This window comes from Limnospira fusiformis SAG 85.79 (assembly GCF_012516315.1).
GTDB classification, from domain to species: domain Bacteria; phylum Cyanobacteriota; class Cyanobacteriia; order Cyanobacteriales; family Microcoleaceae; genus Limnospira; species Limnospira fusiformis.
Map to the genome: position 1 here is coordinate 1,080,617 of NZ_CP051185.1, position 22,071 is coordinate 1,102,687.

General features: G+C 43.9%; 23 protein-coding genes. 15 read left to right on the forward strand and 8 right to left on the reverse strand.

The window, feature by feature from the left end:
• Nucleotides 1-17: 17 nt before the first annotated feature.
• The gene (locus HFV01_RS05215) at nucleotides 18-887 is read right to left on the reverse strand and encodes a Uma2 family endonuclease (RefSeq protein ID WP_006624055.1); all 870 of its coding nucleotides are present in this window, start codon (nucleotides 885-887) and stop codon (nucleotides 18-20) included.
• A 300-nt stretch (nucleotides 888-1,187) separates the two neighbouring features.
• Here HFV01_RS05215 and HFV01_RS05220 point away from each other — a divergent pair, with 300 nt between their 5' ends.
• Genes HFV01_RS05220 through HFV01_RS05235 form a run of 4 tightly spaced genes read left to right on the forward strand, consistent with a single transcriptional unit; the run spans nucleotide 1,188 to nucleotide 5,656 of the window.
• The gene (locus tag HFV01_RS05220; RefSeq protein ID WP_008053110.1) at nucleotides 1,188-2,243 is read left to right on the forward strand and encodes an ABC transporter ATP-binding protein; all 1,056 of its coding nucleotides are present in this window, start codon (nucleotides 1,188-1,190) and stop codon (nucleotides 2,241-2,243) included.
• A gap of 43 nt (nucleotides 2,244-2,286) precedes the next feature.
• The gene (locus HFV01_RS05225) at nucleotides 2,287-3,087 is read left to right on the forward strand and encodes an ABC transporter permease (RefSeq protein ID WP_006669374.1); all 801 of its coding nucleotides are present in this window, start codon (nucleotides 2,287-2,289) and stop codon (nucleotides 3,085-3,087) included.
• A gap of 8 nt (nucleotides 3,088-3,095) precedes the next feature.
• Nucleotides 3,096-4,940, forward strand: coding sequence for a GldG family protein (locus HFV01_RS05230; RefSeq protein ID WP_006669375.1), 1,845 nt, complete (start codon nucleotides 3,096-3,098; stop codon nucleotides 4,938-4,940).
• Between the two features lie 26 nt (nucleotides 4,941-4,966).
• Nucleotides 4,967-5,656 carry a DUF4340 domain-containing protein gene (locus HFV01_RS05235; protein WP_006669376.1) on the forward strand — a complete coding sequence of 230 codons (690 nt, stop codon included), beginning with the start codon at nucleotides 4,967-4,969 and terminating at the stop codon, nucleotides 5,654-5,656.
• Nucleotides 5,657-5,688: 32 nt separating this feature from the next.
• Here HFV01_RS05235 and HFV01_RS05240 read toward each other — a convergent pair whose 3' ends face one another.
• The gene (locus HFV01_RS05240) at nucleotides 5,689-6,840 is read right to left on the reverse strand and encodes a CBS domain-containing protein (RefSeq protein WP_006669377.1); all 1,152 of its coding nucleotides are present in this window, start codon (nucleotides 6,838-6,840) and stop codon (nucleotides 5,689-5,691) included.
• 325 nt (nucleotides 6,841-7,165) lie between these two features.
• On the opposite strand from HFV01_RS05240, the gene HFV01_RS05245 reads away from it, so the two are divergent.
• Together HFV01_RS05245 and HFV01_RS05250 are read left to right on the forward strand one after the other, a co-directional pair.
• Nucleotides 7,166-9,043 (forward strand): hybrid sensor histidine kinase/response regulator, encoded by a 1,878-nt coding sequence (locus HFV01_RS05245; RefSeq protein ID WP_046320810.1) that lies wholly within the window; start codon nucleotides 7,166-7,168, stop codon nucleotides 9,041-9,043.
• 56 nt (nucleotides 9,044-9,099) lie between these two features.
• Nucleotides 9,100-9,771 (forward strand): N-acetylmannosamine-6-phosphate 2-epimerase, encoded by a 672-nt coding sequence (locus HFV01_RS05250; RefSeq protein ID WP_006669379.1) that lies wholly within the window; start codon nucleotides 9,100-9,102, stop codon nucleotides 9,769-9,771.
• Here HFV01_RS05250 and HFV01_RS05255 read toward each other — a convergent pair.
• Nucleotides 9,747-10,697 (reverse strand): ribonuclease Z, encoded by a 951-nt coding sequence (locus HFV01_RS05255; RefSeq protein WP_006669380.1) that lies wholly within the window; start codon nucleotides 10,695-10,697, stop codon nucleotides 9,747-9,749. The genes HFV01_RS05250 and HFV01_RS05255 overlap by 25 nt on opposite strands.
• Nucleotides 10,698-10,757: 60 nt before the next feature.
• The gene (locus tag HFV01_RS05260) at nucleotides 10,758-12,227 is read right to left on the reverse strand and encodes a phytoene desaturase (RefSeq protein WP_046320813.1); all 1,470 of its coding nucleotides are present in this window, start codon (nucleotides 12,225-12,227) and stop codon (nucleotides 10,758-10,760) included.
• A 286-nt stretch (nucleotides 12,228-12,513) separates the two neighbouring features.
• Between HFV01_RS05260 and HFV01_RS05265 the strand changes: the two genes are divergently transcribed.
• The 9 genes from HFV01_RS05265 (at nucleotide 12,514) to HFV01_RS05300 (ending at nucleotide 20,293) form a co-directional block, all read left to right on the forward strand.
• Nucleotides 12,514-13,983: a hypothetical protein gene (locus tag HFV01_RS05265; RefSeq protein WP_193520892.1), complete on the forward strand. Its 1,470-nt coding sequence runs from the start codon at nucleotides 12,514-12,516 to the stop codon at nucleotides 13,981-13,983.
• Nucleotides 13,984-14,157: 174 nt separating this feature from the next.
• Complete coding sequence (locus tag HFV01_RS05270) at nucleotides 14,158-14,508, forward strand: slr0373 family blue light stress response protein (RefSeq protein WP_006624065.1); 351 nt, start codon at nucleotides 14,158-14,160, stop codon at nucleotides 14,506-14,508.
• A gap of 109 nt (nucleotides 14,509-14,617) precedes the next feature.
• Nucleotides 14,618-16,147 carry a stress-responsive protein Ycf46 gene (ycf46, locus tag HFV01_RS05275; RefSeq protein WP_006669383.1) on the forward strand — a complete coding sequence of 510 codons (1,530 nt, stop codon included), beginning with the start codon at nucleotides 14,618-14,620 and terminating at the stop codon, nucleotides 16,145-16,147.
• A 150-nt stretch (nucleotides 16,148-16,297) separates the two neighbouring features.
• Nucleotides 16,298-16,651 (forward strand): DUF1257 domain-containing protein, encoded by a 354-nt coding sequence (locus HFV01_RS05280; protein WP_006617969.1) that lies wholly within the window; start codon nucleotides 16,298-16,300, stop codon nucleotides 16,649-16,651.
• A gap of 367 nt (nucleotides 16,652-17,018) precedes the next feature.
• Nucleotides 17,019-17,660, forward strand: coding sequence for an HAD family hydrolase (locus HFV01_RS05285; RefSeq protein WP_193520893.1), 642 nt, complete (start codon nucleotides 17,019-17,021; stop codon nucleotides 17,658-17,660).
• Between the two features lie 71 nt (nucleotides 17,661-17,731).
• The gene (locus HFV01_RS05290) at nucleotides 17,732-18,337 is read left to right on the forward strand and encodes an IS607 family transposase (RefSeq protein WP_071829370.1); all 606 of its coding nucleotides are present in this window, start codon (nucleotides 17,732-17,734) and stop codon (nucleotides 18,335-18,337) included.
• On the forward strand, nucleotides 18,300-19,409 hold the full coding sequence (locus HFV01_RS05295; protein WP_235720216.1) for an RNA-guided endonuclease InsQ/TnpB family protein: 1,110 nt from the start codon (nucleotides 18,300-18,302) through the stop codon (nucleotides 19,407-19,409). The genes HFV01_RS05290 and HFV01_RS05295 overlap by 38 nt, the downstream gene beginning before the upstream one ends.
• A gap of 167 nt (nucleotides 19,410-19,576) precedes the next feature.
• Nucleotides 19,577-19,711, forward strand: coding sequence for a hypothetical protein (locus HFV01_RS30200; protein WP_280949136.1), 135 nt, complete (start codon nucleotides 19,577-19,579; stop codon nucleotides 19,709-19,711).
• A 48-nt stretch (nucleotides 19,712-19,759) separates the two neighbouring features.
• Nucleotides 19,760-20,293 carry a helix-turn-helix domain-containing protein gene (locus tag HFV01_RS05300; RefSeq protein WP_006669388.1) on the forward strand — a complete coding sequence of 178 codons (534 nt, stop codon included), beginning with the start codon at nucleotides 19,760-19,762 and terminating at the stop codon, nucleotides 20,291-20,293.
• Between the two features lie 32 nt (nucleotides 20,294-20,325).
• On the opposite strand, the gene HFV01_RS05305 is transcribed toward HFV01_RS05300, so the two are convergent.
• From HFV01_RS05305 to HFV01_RS05320, 4 genes are read right to left on the reverse strand one after another with little or no spacing between them, the layout of a single operon-like run.
• Nucleotides 20,326-20,841 (reverse strand): hypothetical protein, encoded by a 516-nt coding sequence (locus HFV01_RS05305; protein WP_006669389.1) that lies wholly within the window; start codon nucleotides 20,839-20,841, stop codon nucleotides 20,326-20,328.
• 49 nt (nucleotides 20,842-20,890) lie between these two features.
• Nucleotides 20,891-21,460, reverse strand: coding sequence for a hypothetical protein (locus HFV01_RS05310; protein ID WP_006669390.1), 570 nt, complete (start codon nucleotides 21,458-21,460; stop codon nucleotides 20,891-20,893).
• Nucleotides 21,461-21,477: 17 nt separating this feature from the next.
• Nucleotides 21,478-21,771, reverse strand: a complete 294-nt coding sequence (locus HFV01_RS05315; RefSeq protein ID WP_006616747.1) for a hypothetical protein — start codon at nucleotides 21,769-21,771, stop codon at nucleotides 21,478-21,480.
• A gap of 17 nt (nucleotides 21,772-21,788) precedes the next feature.
• Nucleotides 21,789-22,064 (reverse strand): WXG100 family type VII secretion target, encoded by a 276-nt coding sequence (locus HFV01_RS05320; protein WP_193520894.1) that lies wholly within the window; start codon nucleotides 22,062-22,064, stop codon nucleotides 21,789-21,791.
• Nucleotides 22,065-22,071 lie beyond the last annotated feature (7 nt).

The window sequence follows — 22,071 nt, forward strand, 5'->3', positions numbered from 1 at the left end:
CGATCGCCTCTATTTATTTAAAGTTCTTCGGGGTTAATTCCCTGGGCGCGCAAAAACTCCGCTAGTCGTTCCGCCCGTTGGTGGTCAGCTTCCGCCCGTTGGCGTTCCTGCTGTAACTCTAGTTCAGCTTGTTGGCGTTCAGCTTCCGCCCGTTGGCGTTCCTGCTGTAATTGCAACTGAGCTTGTTCAAGTCGTTGTTCCGCCAGTTTTGCTCGTTCATCCCCGGTTAATAACAAATTACCCTGGCTATCCCACCAGCGCAGCCAAGGCAATTCTAGGTTGCCATACTGTCCGAGCCAAATGCCTAATTCTACACCCATGGGGTGAATGGGATAGTGACCTCTTTCATTCGCGGCCACTAACTCATAGTGATTTTCCATTAGGTGATAGACTTCTACACTGGCTTTCCGTACCTCATAGATAGCATAGAAAGGGGGGCGGATGATTTGTTCATATACCCAAAATTTACCGGGTTTTTGACGTTCTCCAGAAATTTGATATAAGGGAGTGCGATCGCGTTCTTCTGAACCGTCTCCCGACACAAATTCTATGGCAATTAAAGGGGGGATATATTCCTGCCATAATACATAGGAACGTCTCACCCTACCATCAAGAGTTGGGGGAACGTTGGGAACATAAAACCAGTCTGGACATTCCGCCCCCCGTTCTAGGGGTTCTGTTAATCGCCAATAGATACCAGAATCTTGACCTATGGCATATTGCTGGTCTGGGTGTAGACTATCTAGTGTTGATAGAATGGAATCAGTCAATAAGATACTTTGGGGATGCTCCTGAAAGTTTTTCACGAAAGTGCCATCGGAGTCGGGGAGTTGAGTATGGTCGGGAAGGGTAGTAATTCCCAGTTCTGATGATGGGGCGATGGTCATAGTCAGTAGTTTCTCATCGCAGGTGATGGCAGATAGTATAGCATTTGGCTAAATTTGATGGTCTACACCTATTGTGAAACACTGTTAAAACCAACATCGTCGCCTTTAAAGAATAATAGGGGTTGACAAAGGGAGGAGCGATCGCCTAGATTAAACCTGTGGGGGTTTCATGGCTATACTCATGACGAAAAAATCAACACGCCAAGGGAGAAGGGAGGACTGACCCAGGAAATAATCAGGAAGGTCCCGAAATCAGTTAATCTTGAAGATGATTATTGCCAGACCGATAGCACATAACCCATGATTGAAGTTGAGAATCTGTGCAAAATTTATGGCACAACCCCAGCCATTGAGGATGTATCCTTTTCTGTGAAAGCGGGGGAAATCTTAGGGTTTTTGGGACCCAATGGCGCAGGAAAGACTACCACCCTGCGTATTTTATCAGGCTATTTACCAGCCACAAATGGAACAGCTAGAATTGCTGGGTATGAAGTCCACGAACAATCAATGGCGGTGCGGGAGAGAATTGGCTACCTGCCGGAAACACCCCCATTATACCCTGATATGACGGTTGAGGGTTTTCTGCATTTTGTGGCGCGAATTAAACGGGTGGCGGCGGGCGATCGCCCTTTACGAGTACAAGCGGCTATGGAACGCTGCGGTATATTGGATCGCCGCCAGAGTCTCATTCGTAAACTATCTAAAGGCTATCGTCAGCGGGTGGGAATAGCCCAGGCGATCGTGCATGACCCACCTGTGATAGTGTTAGATGAGCCGACAGTGGGGTTAGATCCGCGCCAAATTATTGAAGTGCGGAATTTAATCAAGAGTCTAGCCGGAGACCATACGATTATCCTGTCTACCCATATTTTACCTGAAGTTAGCATGACCTGTAGCCAGGTGGTAATTATCAATAAGGGTCAAATTGTAGCGACGGGAACCCCCGATAATCTGATGGAGAAGTTGACGGCGGGTGCAGGGTATGAGATAGAAGTAGAGGGAGAAATCGAGGAGGAAACCCTAAACTCGCTGTTAGCAGTTCCTGGAGTGAAAATAGTTGACCTATTAACAACATCTCCCACGGAACCACGCCAGCGGTTACAGGTCGTTTGTGAAAATAACAGGGAACCCGGACCTGAGCTGATAGCCGCCTGTGTGACTGAGGGGATAAAAGTTTATGAAATGCGGCGCACTCGTGCTAGTTTAGAGGATGTTTTCCTAACTCTAACCGCCCAAGAAGAAGCGACGATCGCCCGATCGCCTTCTGAGGATAAACCCGATTCTCAGGACATAGCCAAAGACCAGCTAGAAGAAGACCAGCTAGAAGAAGACACAGAAGAAACAGTTGAGAATTAATAACTGATGATGGCTCCGGTTCTGCTTAAACTAATAGGAAACTATGCTAGTCGTTTTTAGTAATATCATCGCCATATATCGCAAAGAACTCCAGGGGTATTTTGCCTCTCCGTTGGCTTATGCGATCGCCGGAATTTTTTGGCTACTAACGGGATACTTTTTTATAGCTATTCTGTTAGGGCCAGAGGGACTGATTCAACAAGTAGCTTTGAGAGATCAAATGGGTTTAACGGAACCCCCCATTGATTTATCATTTGAGTTTCTGCAAGTATTTCTGAGGCTTATGGGAACCATATCTCTGTTTGTGCTGCCCATGTTATCAATGGGATTATATGCAGAAGAACGCAAACGAGGAACCCTAGAACTGTTGGCGACTTCTCCAATTACTAACTGGGGAGTAGCTACGGGAAAATTACTAGGAGTTCTCACCTTCTATAGTACCATGATTTTGCCACTGTTTGTGCTACAGGCGATCGCCCTCAGTGTGTCTAGCCCTCCCATGTCTCCAGGAATTATGATAGTATCTCATCTGGGGTTAATTTCACTGGCTGCTGGTGTGTTATCCCTGGGAATGTTTATTTCTTCCCTAACAGATAGCACCTTACTTTCGGCGATCGGTACTTTTGCCTTGGTGCTATTTTTATGGGTTGTGGATATCATTGGTCAAGCGGTAGGAGGACCCCTAGGAGATGCCCTCACCCATTTATCATTAATCTCTAATTATACTAATTTAGTACAAGGGGTTATTGAGATTAGGAGTTTGGTCTTGTTTGGCAGTTATGTAGTGTTAGGGGTGTTTCTCACCGCCCAGTCTATTGATGCGTTTCGCTTCCAGCGTTCGTAAAAGGTTTTATGAAAAAAAATCGAATTATTTGGCAACTCTTTAAATACTCATTTTGGCTAGGTCCCATGATTGCGATCGCTGGTTTATCAGCGGGTTTCGTATCAGGAATTTGGCAACCAGTTCCCCTAGCATTAATCATCGCTGGGGTGGTAATTATCGGGGTGTGGTTAGTATTAAAAGGTGATTTGGAAACTGACCCGCAACAAAAACGACTAGGTAATCGTCGGTCTACTCAAGCCGGGACTAACGCCCTATTGGCAACAGTTTCCGTGATGGTAATTCTCACCTCTATTAATATTATTGCAGTGCGGAACCCAGTTCGCATTGACTTAACCGAAAACCAACAATTTACCCTCGCCCCCCAAACCCAAACTATACTGACCAACCTCCCTGAACCTTTAAAGGTTTGGGTATTTGACCCGACCCAAAATCCTCAAACTCAATCATTATTAGACCGCTACCGAGAAAAAAACCCAGCCTTATTTAGTTACGAGTTTATTGATCCACAAATGCAGCCGGGTATAGCCCAAGAATTGGGGGTGAGAAATTTTGGTGAAATTCATCTGGAAGCAGGAAACCGTCGCCAACTTATTCGCCGGGAAGGAAGACAACCACTAACGGAAGTTACATTAACTAATAGTATTGAACAAATTTTTAGCGATCGCACTTCCCAAATTTATTTCCTCCAAGGTCACGGACAAAGACCACTTCAAGCCGGACAAGGAGGCTTTCAACAGGCTGTTGATAGTTTAAAAGAAAGAAACTTTATTGTTGAACCTCTGCTACTAGCAGGAGCTACAGGAATTCCTGAAAATGCAGATGTGATTGTCGTAGCAGGTCCCCAACAAAGGCTATTTGAAGGGGAAGTTAACGCCTTAATTGATTTCCTTGACAATGGCGGCGGTTTACTGTTAATGCTAGACCCGAAAACTGACCCAGGGCTAGATGATTTATTGGATAAATGGGGAGTAAAATTAGACGATCGCATTGCTATTGACGCAACAGGTAGCGGTCGATTAGTGGGTTTGGGTCCCACGGTTCCCATTGTCCGCGAATATGGCGATCATCCTATTACTAGAGATTTTGGTAATAATATATCTCTGTTTCCGTCAGCGCGTCCTGTGGAAACTCGCCCCGTAGACGGAATTACTGAAACTCCCATAATTTGGACAGATAGACAAAGTTGGGCGGAAAGTAATTTAGTAGAGGGAAGATTAGAATTTAACCCGGAAACCGATCGCGAAGGCCCTCTATCTTTGGGGGTCGCTTTAACCAGAGTTTTGAACCAGCAAGAAACTCCCACGGGGGAAACTACCGAAGCAGAAGAAACCACAGAAACTCCCACCCCGGAAACTACAGACACGGCGGAAACTACCGAAACTGAGGAAACCTCAGAAACTCCCACCCCAGAAACTACAGACACGGCGGAAACTATCGAAGCAGAAGAAACCACAGAAACTCCCACCCCAGAAACTACAGACACGGCGGAAACTACCGAAACTGAGGAAACCACAGAAACTCCCACCCCGGAAACTACAGACACGGCGGAAACTACCGAAACTGAGGAAACCTCAGCAATTCGTCAAGAAGCCAGACTGGTAGTATTAGGAAACTCTCAATTTGCGACTGATGGCTGGCTTGAGCAACAACTCAATAGGGATATATTTGTGAATACTATTGTTTGGCTGAGTCAACCAGACCAAGAAGTGTTATCTATCGGGGTTAAACCGGTTACCAGTCGTCGGATTTTGATGACTCCCCCATTAGGTCGATTGTTAAGTTGGATGGCGTTAGTGATTTTCCCGCTAATTGGATTTGCTGTATCAGCTTTCCTCTGGTGGCGGCGACGATAAGATAGCATTTCTTTGGAGGTTTAGTTATGAAATTGCAGCAATCAACCCGGATTTTAATGATTATTGCTTTGGTATTAGCGGGTGGTGTTTATGTGGTGGAAATTCGCGGAAAGTCTCAACAGCAACAAGTCCAAGCTAGACAAGATCGGATTTTTGATATTTCTCAAGATGAGATCCAATCTCTGATTATAGAAACAGGCGATCGCACTTTAAAAATTGAACGGGTTGGGGAAGATGAAACTGATGCAATCACCCCTTGGAAAATGCTTGAACCTATGGAATATCCCGCTAATATTGCTAGGGTGAATGCCGTTTTAAATCAACTGGTAAATACCCAGAGGATTGCATCGAATCCTAACTCCGGTATTAGTAAATTAACCATTTCTAAATCACAATTAGAGGATTATGGATTGGTTGATCCTCAAGAGTCGATCCAAATTCAACTACGAGATGAAACTACTCATCGCCTGGTTTTGGGTAAGTCGGATTTTAGTGGTGATGCAATTTATGCAATGACCAATCCTCCCGAAACTTTACCCGAAAATATCTCGATTTTAGTGATTTCTAAGACCGCGCGAGATGCTATTAGTCACCCCCTAGATGAGTGGATTATGGCTAGAGATGCGGAAGATTTATTATCCCCAGAAACTCCAGAAACTCCCACCGAAACTCCCACCGAAATGGAGACAGAAGAAGTTGACACTCCAGAAACATAAAATCACTAGCCAACTAGATTAACTGTATTCAATTAATTATGGTGATTAGATAGGTTGGTAATTAGATTGGTTAAACCGAGATTAGGGTTTTCTAGGAGTTGATCCAATTCAGCGATCGCCATTTCAGCGCGTTGAGTGTTTAAAATCATTTTGCGGGTAACTTCGTCTTCTTTATGAGCGATATCTTTCAGGTTATTAATATGAACTTTAAAATGACTAGAAACATTATTCATTTGTTGACTTAAATCAAGAGTTTGTTTAACCAGTCGATTCATTTCTAGGTTAATTTTACTTAAAACTGTTTGATTAGTCGAACTTTGTTGATAAGTTAAAACCGAAGCCTGTACCGAGAGATATCGGACTTTTTGGACAATTTCCGCCATAATTGTCGAAGCGGAATTAATAGTTTCCAAATCCCTAGAAATATTTTTAATCACTGACTCTAAATCTTCCGAATTTTTATGAATAGAATTAGCGCCGATAAAAATTGCATGAAATTCGCGATGACTTTCCTTAGAAACCAGCCGACCAGTCTGGACAATTTCTTGATAAATTTTGAGGATTTTTTGATAATGTTGATTAATGGCATTTTCCCTTTCTATAAAACGACTTTGATATAGCTTTTTCATAATATTTTTCTCAATATTGAGATTATGATTCGCCTCATTAATCCGTTGTTTTTCCTGATTTAACAGATTAAAATACTTCTGTTTCGTCTGTTCTTGCTGTTGAAGGATTTGACGAGATTTTTGTAAAATTACTGTTTGGGATTGACACAGAATCCGAAAATCTATCAACCCAAATTCATGGTCACTCCAGATAATCACAATCGGTTCATAAATCAGATTGACAGACCGATTCATCGCCAGTTGTACCGCTTCATTAATGAGAGTATCTGATGACAACATCAGGGGAGGAATCCGGGTAAAATCTAAAATTTTCTGAATCGGATTGTTGCTGTAAATTTCCTCCCAATTAGGTAAATGTATTTTTGCTAAAAATTTGCTGCGAGAAATCATCCCGATCAATTCGGAATCGTCGATAATTAATACCCCTGGTAGTTCGGGATTTTGGTAGAGTTCTTTCGCTACAATGTCGGCTCTAGTTACCCAACTAACCTGATAATTATGGCATGGTAGGTCGGCGATAGTTGAGTTAAGAGTGAGGGGTAATTGCTGAGTCATAAGGTTATATTTTTTAGACAAATACAATCAAACCATGTCCCAGCGGTCATCGCTATGGGAGATAGGCTTAATGGTTGAGGTCAAAAAAGTAGATCACCCTACCAGAGAATATGATAGCCACTACCACAAAAATATTAAAATAATCTGGCAACAAGTTTGACCCTGAAAACGCCTACATCAGCCACATGGAGAGACCAAAACCCTGAATCGAACCCTGATCGGAGGCGCTATAAATGAGATAGAGTGGTTTGGTGCTATCTTTAAGAGTGTACAGCAAAAGTCTGTGTTTGGTTAAATCTGTGCGATCGCTATATTTACTAAGCCTGTGGATGATTCCCTAAATAAGCAACTGGAAAGAGAGCGACTTTTAAATCAAGTGACGACCCAGATTCGCCAGAGTCTTGACCTGTCGGTGATTTTGTCAACTGCAGTCCAACAGTTGCGGGAATTTTTGCAGGTTGATCGCCTGGTGATTTATCAGTTAAACAGCTATCAGGTCCAGACTGGTGATCATACTAAAGACCTATCTCCTGATGTAGATGAACCTGACCTAAATACCGAAATTCCCGTCCCTCAAGCCGATCGCCATGATCAGATTCATGGAAGTATTACCTATGAGGCTAAATCTTCCGATGCGATCGCCTCACTCCTAGACTGGGAAGAAGCCGATCGCTGCTTTGCTCAAGTTCCCGAATATCAACAATACTATCAAAAATCTATCATCCACTGCATCCCCAATATCAAACTCTACTATCAATCATCCCCCGAATTGTATTCAATTTTACAACAAAAGCAGGTGACGGCGCAACTGGTGGCTCCAATTTTAGTACAAAAACAGCTTTGGGGTATATTAATTGCTCATCAGTGTTTTAGCGATCGTCAATGGAAAGAAAGCGAGCAAAAATTTATTAGTAAAATCACTCAACATCTATCGATCGCTATCTATCAAGCCCAACTATACGCCCAAGTTCAGCAACAAAAACAAACCTTAGAAAGACGGGTGAAAGAACGCACCCAAGCGCTTCATGATGCCCTCTTAGCCGCTCAATGTGCCAACCGTGCTAAAAGTGAATTTTTAGCCACTATGAGTCATGAATTACGAACACCCTTAACCCATGTAATTGGGATTTCATCGACTTTATTAAGGTTATATAGTCAGCCGGATAATTTTCCAGCCCTACCCCTAGAAAAGCAAAAACATTATCTGCAAACTATTCACGATAGCGGCGAAAATTTACTGGCTTTGATTAATGATATTCTCGATTTGTCCCAAGTTGAATCCGGTAAAACCGTCCTAAAATTCAGCGAATTTTCCCTACAAAAACTCGCTCAACAATGTTTACATACTTTGCGAGATTTTGCTAAAGAAAAAGGAGTTAATGTCAACTTACAAATTAAGGTTGATCAAGACCTTTTTCGGGCAGACTATCGCCGGGTTAGACAAATTTTGCTCAACCTATTAAGCAATGCTATTAAGTTTACGCCTAAAGGTGGTCGCGTTACCCTCACAGTTTCCCGGAAAGACAAAACGGCTATCTTTCAAGTTAAAGATACTGGTATCGGCATTTCTAAGGAACAACAATCCCTATTATTTGAGAAGTTTCAACAATTAGATTCTCCCTACCGTCGCCAATATGGTGGGACGGGTTTAGGGTTGGCTTTGACTAAGCAATTGGTAGAGTTGCATGGGGGTAGCATTCAGTTTGAATCGGAAGTTGGCTTAGGTACTAAATTTACAGTCTACATCCCTATTCAACCTTTAATTAACAAAAGTAGTTCTAATTACAAAACCTCCCTACCTTCTATGTATACAGATACTCCTCAAGGTAGATTAGTCTTGATTGAAGATGATGAGGAAACTGCTACTTTAATCTGTGAATTACTCACAGCGGCTGGTTATCAAGTGGTATGGTTAATGGATGGTTTAACGGCTTTGGCAACTATTCAACTTCTCAAACCAGATGCAATTTTCATAGATTTACATATTTCTGGACAAGATGGTTATGATATTGTTCGTCATCTTAGGGAAGATGCCACTACCCAAAAAATTAAAATTGTTGCCCTTACTACCAACAGCGATGAACAGGAACAATCCTTACAATTCGGGGTTGATAAATGTTTGAATAAACCTATATTACCTAATCAACTACTTAATCAAGTTGAATCGTTAAACTTGGGGATGGGGACAAAGAATTATGATTAAATTGACTCAATAGATGTTATAATTTGATGAGGATGATTGGTATCTAAAAAATATCTATGTTAACCCTTCCGTCTGGCTTAATTGTATCTTGTCAAGCCCCCGTTGACTCTCCGTTACATGATCCGGAAATTATTGCAGCGATCGCCAAAACAGCAGTTAAACGGGGGGCGGTAGGGGTGCGAATTGATACCCCCGCCCATATCACGGCGGTGCGAAAACAGGTCGCTCAACCAATTATCGGGTTATGGAAACGACAATTTCCGGGGTTTTCTGTTTATATTACACCTCGGTTTGAAGAGGCGGCGGCGATCGCTCAAGCTGGGGCTGATATTATTGCTATTGATGCGACTTTAAGAAACCGCCCAGACGGGGAAACTGTGGCATCTTTAATCGCCCAAATTCATCAAAAATTAGGTAAACCAGTGATGGCTGATATAGATACTTTAGCCGCAGCCATAGCAGCCGTTGAAGCGGGGGCGGACTGTGTGGGAACCACTCTCTATGGCTACACAGAGGCGACTCAACACCTGTCACCCCCAGGTTTTGAACTTCTTAGTCAATTGGTTAAACAGCTTGATTGTCCGGTGATTTGCGAGGGGGGTATTAGTTCCCCCACTTTAGCTAAACAGGCGATCGCTTTAGGCGCTAATGCGATCGTCGTCGGTACGGCTATCACTGGTATTGATTACCTAGTACAGGGATTTCAAGAAGCTACTACTAATTCCTGATTTCTGGGAATCTCATAACTCATAAAATCATAGGCCATTTTGGTATGGGGAAAAATTGCCCTAGCTTCCTTTAACAAATCCTCCAAAACTATATCATTTCCCGGTGCATAGCGGGGGCTAAAATGCGTCATTAATAGAGTTTTGACTCCCGCAGCCAAAGCCACCTGCGCCGCCATTGTAGACGTAGAATGCAGTCGCTGAAATGCCATATCAGCATCAAGATGAGAAAATGTAGCCTCGTGTATGAGAACATCTGCACCTGTGGATAATTCGATCGCCCCCTCACACAAGACAGTATCCGTACAATAAACCAATTTACGGCCGATTTCCGGTTTTCCACAAAGAGCAGAACCGTTAATTTGACGACCATCTGGAAGGGTGACAATTTCCCCATTTTTCAGTTTACCATAAATCGGTCCGGGTGGAATCCCCAAGGCTTGAGCTTTTTCCACATAAAAACGTCCGGGGCGATCCTTTTCTTCGATCCGATATCCAAAGGCGGGAACTCGATGTTTGAGAGGTCCACAACGGACAATATATTCCTCGTCTTCGTAAATTATTCCAGGTTTAACGCGATGGACTTTTACCGGATAAGAAAAGTGGGTTTGAGAATAGCGAGTGCAGGATTTTAAGTAATCTTCTAATTCTGGGGGTCCGTAGATATCTATGCGGTTAGCATTTCCGGCTAAACCACAGGTAGCTAGTAATCCCATTAAACCAAAAATGTGATCACCGTGCATATGTGTGATAAAAATACGACTCAGTTGGCTGACTTTTAATTCACTACGCAAAAACTGATGTTGGGTTCCTTCTCCGCAGTCAAATAACCAAAGTTCTGCCCTTTGGGGAAGACGTAGGGCGATACTAGAAACATTTCGCGATCGCGTGGGAACTCCTGAACTTGTGCCTAAAAATGTAATCTGCAAAATGGCTACTCCTTTGATTTTACTATGGCGATTTTAGTTAATGTTCATCCTGTCAAAATATCACGCTTTACCCACCAAATTAGACACAATTTTAGCCGAACTGATCACCCCTGGAATCCCCGCGCCCGGATGAGTACCCGCCCCGACAAAATACAAATTAGGGATATCTTCACTGACATTATGGGGACGAAACCAAGCGGACTGCATTAAGGTAGGTTCTAGGGAAAATGCACTTCCTAAATAGCTGTTAAGGGTATTTTGAAAATGCAGCGGATCTATATAATTTTCGGTGACAATATGTTGGGATAAATTGGGCATATATTGATTTTCTAAAAATTGAATTAGGCGATCGCGATAAGGTTTTGCCATGATTTTCCAGTCCGTATCTCCTGCTAAATTAGGAACCGGAGATAGCACATACCAACAATCACAACCCGATGGCGCTAAGGATGGGTCAGTCGCCGTAGGACGGTGTAAATACAGAGCAAAATCTGATGATAGGTGTTTTCGCCTAAACAAATCATCCATTAATTCTCGATAATTTGGTCCCATGATAATTTCATGGTGTGCCATATTATTATAACGTCTATTGGTACCAAAGTAAACTACAAATAGAGAAATTGAATGGCGCAGGCTTTTAATTTGGCGATCGCTATATTTTCTCCTAAATTTGGGTGAGATTAAATTGAGATAAGTAAACGCCACATCACCATTACTCACTACCGCCTCAGCTTCCCACATTTCCTGACTCTTCAAAATCACCCCCTTAGCTTTTCTGGTAGCCTCATCAATCACAATTTCCTCAACTTCCGCATTGACACATAAAACCCCCCCTATCTCCTCAAAAAGTCGCACCAAAGCCGCCACCAAAGCCCCCGTCCCCCCCATCGCAAACCAAATCCCAAAAACCTGTTCAAGTTTATGAATCATGGCATAAATCGATGTACTATTAAAAGGATTTCCACCAATCAATAAAGGATGAAAACTAAACACCTGGCGCAACCGTTCATCCTGTATATATTGATTCACAAATCCCGCCACAGATTTATAGGATTGAAGTTGTATCATGGCGGGCGCAACTTTCAGCATATCCCTAAATTTATGAAAAGGTTTAGTCATCAAAGGCAATCCTTTACTAAAGACTAAATCCGCCGCCCGACAGAATCTTTGATATCCCTGTACATCCCCAGGATTAAACTCTCGAATTTGCTCGATAAGTTGCTCGTAGTTATCATTATAGTTAAACACTGAACCATCAGGAAATCTGACCCGATAAAAAGGGTCTAGTTTGACTAATTGTACATAATCCGACATGGAGCGATCGGCTAAAGTAAATAAATCCTCAATTAATCCAGGAGCGGTAATAATGGTGGGACCGCCATCAAAGGTAAAACCATCCTGCTGATAGCAATAAGCCCGCCCTCCCGGTTTATCTCGCTTCTCAACAATAGTTACTTGATGACCTAAAGCCTGCAACCGAATCCCCGCAGCCAATCCACCCAATCCACTGCCAATAATGATAATATTCATGATTTTAGTTAATCGCACTGAATAGTTACTATAATATCTGAAAATATGTAATAATAAACAAGTGCTAAATAGAGACCTTTACAAATACCTGAGCCTAATGGTTCCCCATTAAGTTAACTTAAAGAGGGCGATCGCCCTTGGTGATCCGTCCCCACAATTGGAGCCTGAGCCGACATAATTAGGTAAGCAGATAGGAAATCAAACCCTTATCGAAATTAGCGGCTTCTCCAGACGGAAAAGTTAAAACCCAACTTGTCTGTATTCAGCGTCATTTGTCAGAACATCGATGAGTAGATTCTATAGTCTCCGGTTCACCGCCCAAATTTTAGCCCTGTTACCGATTGTACTTATGACTGGATGTTCCCAGTCTCAACAGTCGGCACACAACCAAGTATCGGAAAAAGCGATCGCCGCCCAGGTGTCTGAATCAGAATCAGTCCCCAATGCGATCGCCCAATCAGCCAATCAAATTATATCCAAATCCAATCACTGCGTCGAAACCAACCCCTTTGATGAATCAGTGCGTTTTGCTCTGAGAGCCTCCAATTTAGCCCAAAACGCCCGCACCAAGGAAGATTGGGACGAAGTAGCCCGTCAATGGGTGCAAGCCGTAGCATGGATGCAAGCCGTCCCTCCCCGCAGTCCCCGGCGCAGCTTTGCCGAAAGAAAAGTAGTAGAGTATATGCGTAACCTGACTTACTCCCAACAACAAGCAGCCAGAAGCAGGTCAGTAAGTGCTTTTCCCAGTTTTGACAGCGAACTTTTCGATCGCCAATTAGAACTATATCTATCCTATTTAAGCACCGTTGGTACGCCAGACATTTTAATTGTCGGCAGTTCCCGCGCCCTTCAGGGAGTCGATCCTAGTCAAATGCAGCGTTCCCTAGCCGCTAGAGGCTACGGAAACCTAAGAATTTTCAACTTTGGCATCAATGGGGCTACAGCCCAGTTAGTAAACTATTTAATTAGGGAAATCTTACCCCCAGAGCATTTACCTCCGATGATTCTGTGGGCTGACGGAGTGCGAGCCTTTAATAGTGGTCGTTTTGATCGCACCTTTGCAGCAGTTTTAGCATCTGCGGGACATCAACGCATAGGTTCTGGTATCCGCCCCCAACTAGCCCAAGCACAACCTTACCCAACCACCTGTCACGAGTTCCCAGCACTTTGTGTGGCGAGGGGGTCAAAATTCAATTTTTACCAAGCAAAGCCGGATATCACCTTAGAGCCGATCATGGCGGACTCATCAGCAGACTGGGAACTAACAGATTTAGTCTATCGCCCTGGACAACAGCCCTTTAATCTGACTCCCATATCTCTTGATAACATTGATGCTCAAGGATTCCTACCCCTAAGCGATCGCTATAATCCCCAGACCTATTATCAACGTCGCCCTTATGTCTCTGGTCGTTATGACGGAGACTATCAATCATTTAACCTACAGGGGGTACAAGCCAGAGCCTTTGATTCTGTCGTCGCCTTTACTCGCGGGCGCAATATTTCCCTAGTCTTGGTTAACCTTCCCCTGACCCAAGGCTATTTAGACTCTGTGCGCTGGTCTGCTGAACGTCAATTCCAGGATCGGATGACATACCTTTCCCGACAGCAGGGGTTCCTGTTTATTGACCTCTCCCAAAGGGCTCTCACCCAATACCATTATTTTGTAGACCCTAGCCACCTCAACCGTTACGGCGCGAGGGCTGTCTCTCAAAAATTAGTCGCTGAACCCTCTATTCCCTGGCCCAGGAGGAACTGAGCGCTCCGTAGCCCAGCCCTGTGCGGTGAATTGACCCACCCCACCAGTAGTTTTTTTGGCAATGATTGTAACGAAATATTACAAGTTTGACGTTATAGCAGCATAACCGCTTGACATCTGAAAAAAGACCGGCTATCTTGTCATACATACCCGGGTACACAAGTTCACTGTCCTATGCAAAGCAAGCAAAAGGTAACACTCTATATTCCACCTCAACTGCATCGCCAACTCAAAATCAAGGCAGCAGTTGAATCGGAACCCATGTCCGCTCTAGCTGAAAAAGCTCTTGTCTTCTATCTCACCCACCCAGAAATCGTAGATGAGTTAGAAGGACTACACGGACATAGCCACAAGGTTTATGCCTGTCCCGAGTGTGCCAGTTCCGTGGTCATAGACCAAGGCGAATTGGTATCACTCAAGAACCAACCCACTGTACTGTCGGACGAAGAAATTTCGGTTACGCAAGTGCGAGAAGTGGGTTCAACCACTGCCCACACAGGAGAAGAAGAACTCGTTCCCTGTTGAGGAAGTCAAAAAACCTAGCTTCGATGATAGTGCGATGTCGTGCTCACAATCGGATATGGGGAAACACCATTAGTAAACGTTGTACCGTCTCTACCCTGGATCGAGGACTATGCAAGAAGAACTTAGTATCCTAATTGAAGCTCGATATCCTCTGATCTACCTCGTGACTTTCGAGGAGGAGCGGTCTGAGCAGGCGATCGCCACCATTGCACAGAACTCGAAGCGCCAGCGGGAAGTATACGTTTGGACAGTAACGAGGGGACTGACCCAATACAGCGGGGAGCAAGCCCGTAACACAGTACAGTCTAACACCGTATCACCGCAAGCCGCGATCGAATGGGTAATTCGGCACAGAGAACCAAATGCTAGTGGCAGTATTTACATCTTTAAGGACTTGCACCCCTTTAAGGATTCCCCAGAGGTAACCCGGTGTTTACGCGATGCGATCGCTAACTTCAAAAACACAAACAAGACAATCATCTTGATGTCTCCAGTGCAAGAAGTACCCATCGAGCTAGAAAAAGAAGTAGTGGTTCTTGACTTCCCCCTACCGGACATGACAGAACTCAATCAGGTACTGTCCGCCCAACTTGAGCAAAGCCGTTCTAAGCGCATCAACACCGAAACCAGGGAAAAACTCTTGAAGGCTACCCTAGGTTTAACAAAAGATGAAGCTGAGAAAGTGTACCGCAAAGCCCATGTAACGGCAGGTAGGCTGACTGATAAAGAGGTTGAAATTGTTCTGTCTGAGAAAAAACAACTCATTCGGCGCAATGGCATCCTAGAGTTCATAGATGTTGATGAAACCATTGATGCCGTTGGGGGCTTAGAAGAGCTAAAACACTGGTTACAGCAGCGTTCTAATGCCTTTACCGAACGAGCCCGAGAGTATGGTCTACCCCAACCCAAAGGGATGCTAATTTTGGGAATTCCCGGTTGTGGAAAATCCCTGATAGCTAAAACTACATCTAGGCTGTGGGGTTTACCCCTGTTGCGATTAGATATGGGTCGGGTCTATGATGGCTCCATGGTAGGGCGATCGGAAGCCAACCTTCGTAACGCCCTCAAAACGGCAGAATCGATTTCTCCAGCCATCCTATTCATCGATGAATTAGACAAATCCTTTGCCGGAGGGAGTGGCTCTGCTGATTCAGACGGTGGCACATCTAGCCGCATCTTTGGTTCTTTCCTAACCTGGATGCAAGAGAAACAATCCCCCGTGTTCGTGATGGCAACCGCCAACCGAGTCGAAAGGCTTCCCGGTGAGTTCCTCAGAAAAGGACGATTTGACGAAATCTTTTTTGTAGACTTACCCACCAAGGAAGAACGACAAGCTATTTTTCAGATTCACCTCTCCAAACGTCGCTCAGATATTGATCGCTTTGATATCGATCAGCTCTCTACCATATCTGAGGGCTTCTCAGGAGCGGAAATTGAGCAAGCCCTAATCGCTGCCATGTATGAGGCATTTGCTCAGGATCGCGAGTTTACGCAGCTCGACATCATCGCCGCCATTAAGGCAACCCTACCGCTGTCCAAAACTATGAAGGAACAGGTCACAGCGCTACGAGACTGGGCCAGACAGCGGGCGCGACCGGCTGCGTCCTCCGTCGCTGAATATCAGCGCATGGAGTTCTAACAGGCTTTCTCCTGGTCCAAACAGGAGTAAAGGCTAGCACATTCGCTAGCAGTTTCTATCACAATCGTCTTTGCATCCCACGAAGAGCGATTAAAGTTCAAATCAAAACCGTTGTTGTTTCGTTTTTAGTTCCACTAGGAGGATACCTAAATGTCTCACTTTAGCACACTGCGTACCAAGATCACCGATGCCGAAATCCTGAAATCTTCTCTGCGTGATCTGGGTATCTCTGTGAATTCCAACGCTGACGTTCGCGGTTACAACGGCCAGCGCGTCCGTGCCGACTTGGTTGCCGTCCTTGATGGCGAGTATGACCTGGGTTGGTCTCGCAATAGCGATGGAAGCTACGATTTGATCGCTGACCTGTGGGGTGTTGCTAAAAAACACAACCAAACTGAGTTGATCAACTCTATTAATCAAAAATACGCCGTTAACAAGACTTTGGCTGATGTTAAGCAGCGTGGTCTCCAAGGCGCAAACGTCAAACTGGTTGTTCAAAAATAGAATCTCTGAGCGTTCCCAAGCTGGCGGGTTAACCATTATGACGGGTTAACCCGTTTTTTGTGTGGCTAGTTAATTTAACCATGGAAACGGCCCTGACCATGCTACCATCTTGGTTTTGGGCGGGTTTATTAACATCAACGGGGTGATTCTCCCATTGACTTGATGGCTTGATAATTAGGCATTAGTGGGGGAACTAGCTGAGTTATTACCCGCCCAGGGGATTAACCCGGAGGCATTATCAAGGCGGGTTAATACAGCCTGTTCAGAAATCATTTGATCACCTCTCAAAGTCCCTCTCCCTCTCTGGGATCCAGATTTAGGGTGAGGGCAATCTATTAAGCGACTGGTGAACAAGCTGTAAGTCAACTTGAATAGGGAAAAGGGAGGATTTGAGCAGTTGAAAACGGTTTTATTTTGGGATATTGACGGGACACTTTTAAACACTAAAGGGGCGGGGAGATCGGCGATGGAAGCAGCGATCGCAGATCTAATAGGCGATCGCACCGATTTGTCAGCTTTGAATATGGCGGGATTGACAGATTGGGATATTTGCAGCAGGATTTTAGAAAAGTGCAATCTTGAACCGACGGCGGAAAATATCGAACAACTTGAGAAACTCTACATTAAACATCTCCCCGAAATGTTGCTGCGATGTCGGGGATATGTGTTGGCGGGAGTGCGGGAAATTTTGGAGAATTTGCAACAGCGCACCGATGTTTTATCTTTGGTTTTAACGGGAAATATGGAAGCGGGGGGAAGGGCTAAATTGGCTCACTATGGTCTGGATTCATACTTCCCCCTAGGCGCGTTTTCCAGGCGATCGCGCGAGCGGGTGGAAATTGCACAACGGGCTATGATTTTAGCCGAGCAACAGTTAGGAAAACTCACGCCGGATCGATTATATGTTATTGGTGATACGCCCCATGATGTGCGCTGCGGTCAAGCGATTGGGGCGAGGGCGATCGCGATCGCTTCAGGACACCATGGCGCTGAAGAGTTGAGAGCATGATTTAATCTCAAATTAGGTTAATATTTTAGGGCAATATGGTATAAGAAGCGAGAAGAGTTGAGGATAAACCTATTGCCAGATATGTCAAACCCAAGGAAGCCGCCCAAATCCTTCGAGTCCATGAAAGAACACTCCGCAGATGGGACGACAATGGCTCAATCGAGACCATCAGAACCCCCGCTGGGCAACGACGATACAACGTTGAGTCATATACTGCCAAATCAGGCAGTGACAAACGCAAAGTCGTTATCTATGCCAGAGTTAGTAGCCGCGCCCAGCAGTCCGACCTCAACCGACAGGTGGCCGCACTGTCCAACCTCTACCCCGAAGCAGAAGTCGTCTCAGAAATCGGAGGCGGGCTCAACTTCAAGGGAAAGAAAATGCTGGCCTTACTGGGACATCAATTGTCAGGAGATGTCCGCATGGTTGTCGTTGCCCACAAAGACCGATTGGCAATATGGGGATTTGACTTGTTTCGATGGCTCTGTGAGCAAAACAGGTGCTCACTCATGGTTCTCAACCAGACAAGTCTCAGTCCAGAACCAGAAATGGTTGAGGACATCCTCGCCATCCTCCACTGCTTCAGTTCCCGATTATACCGACGGAGTAAATACAAAACTCAGGTCAAAGAAGATCCGGATTTACCCCAGCCCCGAGCTAAATCAAGTCTGGCGTAAATGGCTGGCTGCTTGTCGGTATTGCTACAACCAAGCAATTGCATTATCTAGGAGTGGTAAACGACTAAGCAAGTTAAAGTTACGCAACGAAGTGATGCAGAGTGACTTACCCGAATGGGTCAAAGAAACACCCTGCCACATTCGGCAAAATGCCATCTTTGATGCCTATCAGGCTTTGACCGCTAGTCCTGATGCAAGGTTTAGAAGTTGTCGTGACAGCTCTCAAGGGATTAAGTTCAATAATACTAATTTCTCTTCAGGGAGTTGGTATCCAAGACTCACGAAAGGATTAACTTTCATGGTTTCCGAACCCATCCCTAAAACTTGCGGGCAAGGGACTCAGTTGGTGTTTACCAAAGGTCGATGGTTGGCGATTTTCCCTGAACCAGTTGCCGTTACCCCAACTGACGCTACTGGCGTGATTGCATTAGACCCGGGTGTGCGAACTTTCATAACTGGGTTTGATGGCTCTCGATTTCTGGAATTGGGCTCCGGGGATATTGGACGCATTACTAGGCTATGTCAACATTTGGATGATTTGATGAGCCGAATCGCCAAGGAACCCTGTCGTTCAAGAAGGCGACGGATGAGGCAAGCGGCTCAACGAATGAGAACTAAAATCCGGAATTTAGTGGATGAGGCCCACAAACAAATTGCTCACTACTTGACTCACAACTACAGCCTAATTTTTTTGCCCACCTTTGAGACTTCCGATATGGTTGCCAAGGTGAAGCGTCTAATCAGGTCTAAGACTGCCCGCGCCATGCTGACATGGGCGCATTATCGATTCAAACTAACCCTGAGACATCAAGCCGAGATAACTGGAACCACAGTTGTAGATGTGACGGAAGAATACACCAGCAAAACCTGTACTCACTGTGGTCATGTCCATTCCCAGCTAGGTGGCTCAAAAGTGTTCCGATGTCCTGAGTGCGGGTTCACTCTACCCAGGGACTGGAACGGTGCTTTTGGAATCTTTCTAAAAGCTTTGCGGGATACCGCCTCTGTTACCTTAACGGGTAATAGTGCTATCGTCGCATTGTCAGGCAATAGCCGGATAAATGTCGCGTAAATGTATCAGATTGCGGTTCTTGGTGGGTTTGGGATGCACTTCCCCACCCCCAGCAGTTTTTGGAGACGGTGGGACTTAGGGAAACTATTGATTGAGTTGGGCTATGGCAACTCAAATTAGGGCTGGGAGTATCGCGCCACTGACTGATTGGGATTCAACTGTCTCAGGTGGTACTTCTTGCTGTTGATTTTTTAGTCATAAGTATAGCCACGCCAGCACCACAGGTTCATCTAATGCGATCGCTCCTCCCCTTGTCAACCCCTTTATTCTTTTATGGCGGCGATTTGAGCCAGGGATTATAATGGATAATCATAAAAAAGGAGATGTTTCGGAAGGAGAATTGAGAGGGGATGGAGTGGCAAAGTGTGGTTAACTCGATTGATGAGTTTGTGTTTGAAAAAACTGGGGAACACTTGGATAGCCTGCAATTGGCGATTTTAAAGGGAGTGCTGAATAGCCATAAGTATAGTGCGATCGGCAAGCAGTACGGATGTAGTACAGGTCATGCCAAGGATAAGGGATACGAACTATGGCAGTTATTATCAAAAGTCTTTGATCAAGATGTTAATAAATCAAATTTAGTCGCTACAGTTGAGCGTTTAGGGTTTGTAAATTATCAACATCATATTGTCAAGGATTCTGTCAAAATAAGTAATATTAATTTCTGTGGCAATTATGAAACAGCCAATTTAGAAAATCCGGATAAAGTCCATCCTGAATCTCCAGTCACAAATACCATATATGAAGACGAAATAGTTGAACAGATATTGCAAGAGACTAAATTTAAGGCGGTGGAGAAACTAAGTAAACTCGGTTTAACACCGGAACAAATTGCCGAATCCTTAGATTTACCCTTACCAGAAGTTGAGAATTGGATAGAGTAAATTAATGTTAATTTTGACAATTATGGATTAGATTATCTGGTATTGCAAGATGGCTGTTGGATGACGCTGTTTGGTTCCACGCTATCCATAAGCCAGCTATTTTTATTACCGTCAAAAATTAAATTAAAAATCAAACTTTCGCAGGGAGTCCGACCATTTTTCATGTGATATTTCAACCACACTTTAATTTTGGCTTGGCTATTATTTTTAGCAAACGTCTGGAAAGCATAAACATCAACTTTTCGGACAGAATCCCACCAATTATCCTTAACTCTTCGAGCTTCTCTTCGTCGCCAAGAGTCGCTGAGTAACTTGATAGCTTCTTGTCTATTGCTGGGGGCTAACTGATAATACCTAACAATTGTGTCTTCAGGAGCAGAAGTATTCCCTGTTCTATTTAAAGCTGACGAGCTAGTAGTATTGTTGTGAGACCTGGGAATATAAGATTGAGGCTTAATTAATATTGCTGCAATAATCAAAGCACCAGCAATCACACTACCGATAATTACCTGATCTTGCCAATCTATTTTTTGTTGATTTTCTTTCATATCTAATAGCTTCCTATTGAATTGGGTTTGACAGCATATCTTCAATAATTTATTTAGGTTGATTATGAGAATTTTGGGGATTATGATTTTTTTCTAATTCTTCTTGTCTCCTTTTTCTTTCGTTTTCTTGAGAAGTTTTAAAAGATTCTGCTAATTGATCTTCAATATTGGGTACACGATCAATTCTGGCAAAATCATAGTCGGTTTTATCCTCCTCTTGTTGTTCTATGGAAGAAATAGGTTTTGCTGATGACATGGCAATTTCTGAGGGAGGAGAAGCATACCCCAAACCAATGATTCCTTGTACAGTTTGAACTCCTGTAACAATTTTTTCAACAACATCACCTAGCTTCACCTTTCTTTGTTCCGCAGTCTTAATTTGTTGCACTAAAAACAACATATATTTTTCACAGCCATCAATTTCACCTTGATAAGTAGATGACAGTTTTTCAAACAAAGGTGCAAATTTATCAAATTGTTGATCGTGCCAAGTCAATTTAAGATTTTCCCATTGAGTAGCTACCTTTCCCCACTCTTGCTGTAACGTTCCTCGAAATTGATCTAACTGCCTGAGCAAGCACTCAGCATCTTCTAAGTTAAAAGAAGTTGGTTTAACCATATCTATCTTTTCCTGATTTATAAGTCGGCTAAACGTCCAGACAATTTTTGTTTTTTAGTCTCATTTATTTCAATTTGTTCTCGAACAAATCTGATGTATTGATCGCTTTCTTTTTCCGCATCATTATAAGTAGAGATAAATTTCTCAAATATCGGTTCAAATTTATCAAATTGTTGATCGCGCCAAACCGATTTAAGATTGCTCCACTGGTTCAAAACCCTTGACCATTCATCCCGGATAGCCTCGTGAAACTGTTCCAGTTCTTTGAGTAGATCTTCTGCATCTTGAGCATCAAATGAAGTTTGAGCCATAACCCTTTCTCCTTTTATTAATAATTTTGTTCAAACTCTTTCAAGATATCATCAAACTTTCTGAGCCATTCCAAGGCATCGTCACCCGCTTCTAAGGCTCTTTGTACCATGTCTTTGGTTTGGTCGAAATCTTTAGTAAATTTGTCTTTACTTTCTCCTTTCCAAGAATCATCACATTTTCTCCAAGTTCCTTCAACTGCCTTAAATTTATCAGTTGTTAAATCTTGGAAATCAGACAAAGCCGCAATAAATTTGGCTAACTCTTGTTCGTCAATATCCAAATCTCTTGACATCCTACAA

Excerpts from the sequence above, each read along its gene's own strand:
- HFV01_RS05235 (WP_006669376.1), top strand. The coding sequence starts at position 4,967 with ATGAAATTGCAGCAATCAACCCGGATTTTAATGATTATTGCTTTGGTA.
- HFV01_RS05320 (WP_193520894.1), bottom strand. The coding sequence starts at position 22,064 with ATGTCAAGAGATTTGGATATTGACGAACAAGAGTTAGCCAAATTTATT.
- HFV01_RS05225 (WP_006669374.1), top strand. The coding sequence starts at position 2,287 with ATGCTAGTCGTTTTTAGTAATATCATCGCCATATATCGCAAAGAACTC.
- HFV01_RS05270 (WP_006624065.1), top strand. The coding sequence starts at position 14,158 with ATGCAAAGCAAGCAAAAGGTAACACTCTATATTCCACCTCAACTGCAT.
- HFV01_RS05310 (WP_006669390.1), bottom strand. The coding sequence starts at position 21,460 with ATGGTTAAACCAACTTCTTTTAACTTAGAAGATGCTGAGTGCTTGCTC.
- HFV01_RS05240 (WP_006669377.1), bottom strand. The coding sequence starts at position 6,840 with ATGACTCAGCAATTACCCCTCACTCTTAACTCAACTATCGCCGACCTA.
- HFV01_RS05315 (WP_006616747.1), bottom strand. The coding sequence starts at position 21,771 with ATGGCTCAAACTTCATTTGATGCTCAAGATGCAGAAGATCTACTCAAA.
- HFV01_RS05250 (WP_006669379.1), top strand. The coding sequence starts at position 9,100 with ATGTTAACCCTTCCGTCTGGCTTAATTGTATCTTGTCAAGCCCCCGTT.
- HFV01_RS05230 (WP_006669375.1), top strand. The coding sequence starts at position 3,096 with ATGAAAAAAAATCGAATTATTTGGCAACTCTTTAAATACTCATTTTGG.
- HFV01_RS05260 (WP_046320813.1), bottom strand. The coding sequence starts at position 12,227 with ATGAATATTATCATTATTGGCAGTGGATTGGGTGGATTGGCTGCGGGG.
- HFV01_RS05300 (WP_006669388.1), top strand. The coding sequence starts at position 19,760 with ATGGAGTGGCAAAGTGTGGTTAACTCGATTGATGAGTTTGTGTTTGAA.
- HFV01_RS05215 (WP_006624055.1), bottom strand. The coding sequence starts at position 887 with ATGACCATCGCCCCATCATCAGAACTGGGAATTACTACCCTTCCCGAC.
- ycf46 (WP_006669383.1), top strand. The coding sequence starts at position 14,618 with ATGCAAGAAGAACTTAGTATCCTAATTGAAGCTCGATATCCTCTGATC.
- HFV01_RS05305 (WP_006669389.1), bottom strand. The coding sequence starts at position 20,841 with ATGAAAGAAAATCAACAAAAAATAGATTGGCAAGATCAGGTAATTATC.
- HFV01_RS05220 (WP_008053110.1), top strand. The coding sequence starts at position 1,188 with ATGATTGAAGTTGAGAATCTGTGCAAAATTTATGGCACAACCCCAGCC.
- HFV01_RS05265 (WP_193520892.1), top strand. The coding sequence starts at position 12,514 with ATGAGTAGATTCTATAGTCTCCGGTTCACCGCCCAAATTTTAGCCCTG.
- HFV01_RS05280 (WP_006617969.1), top strand. The coding sequence starts at position 16,298 with ATGTCTCACTTTAGCACACTGCGTACCAAGATCACCGATGCCGAAATC.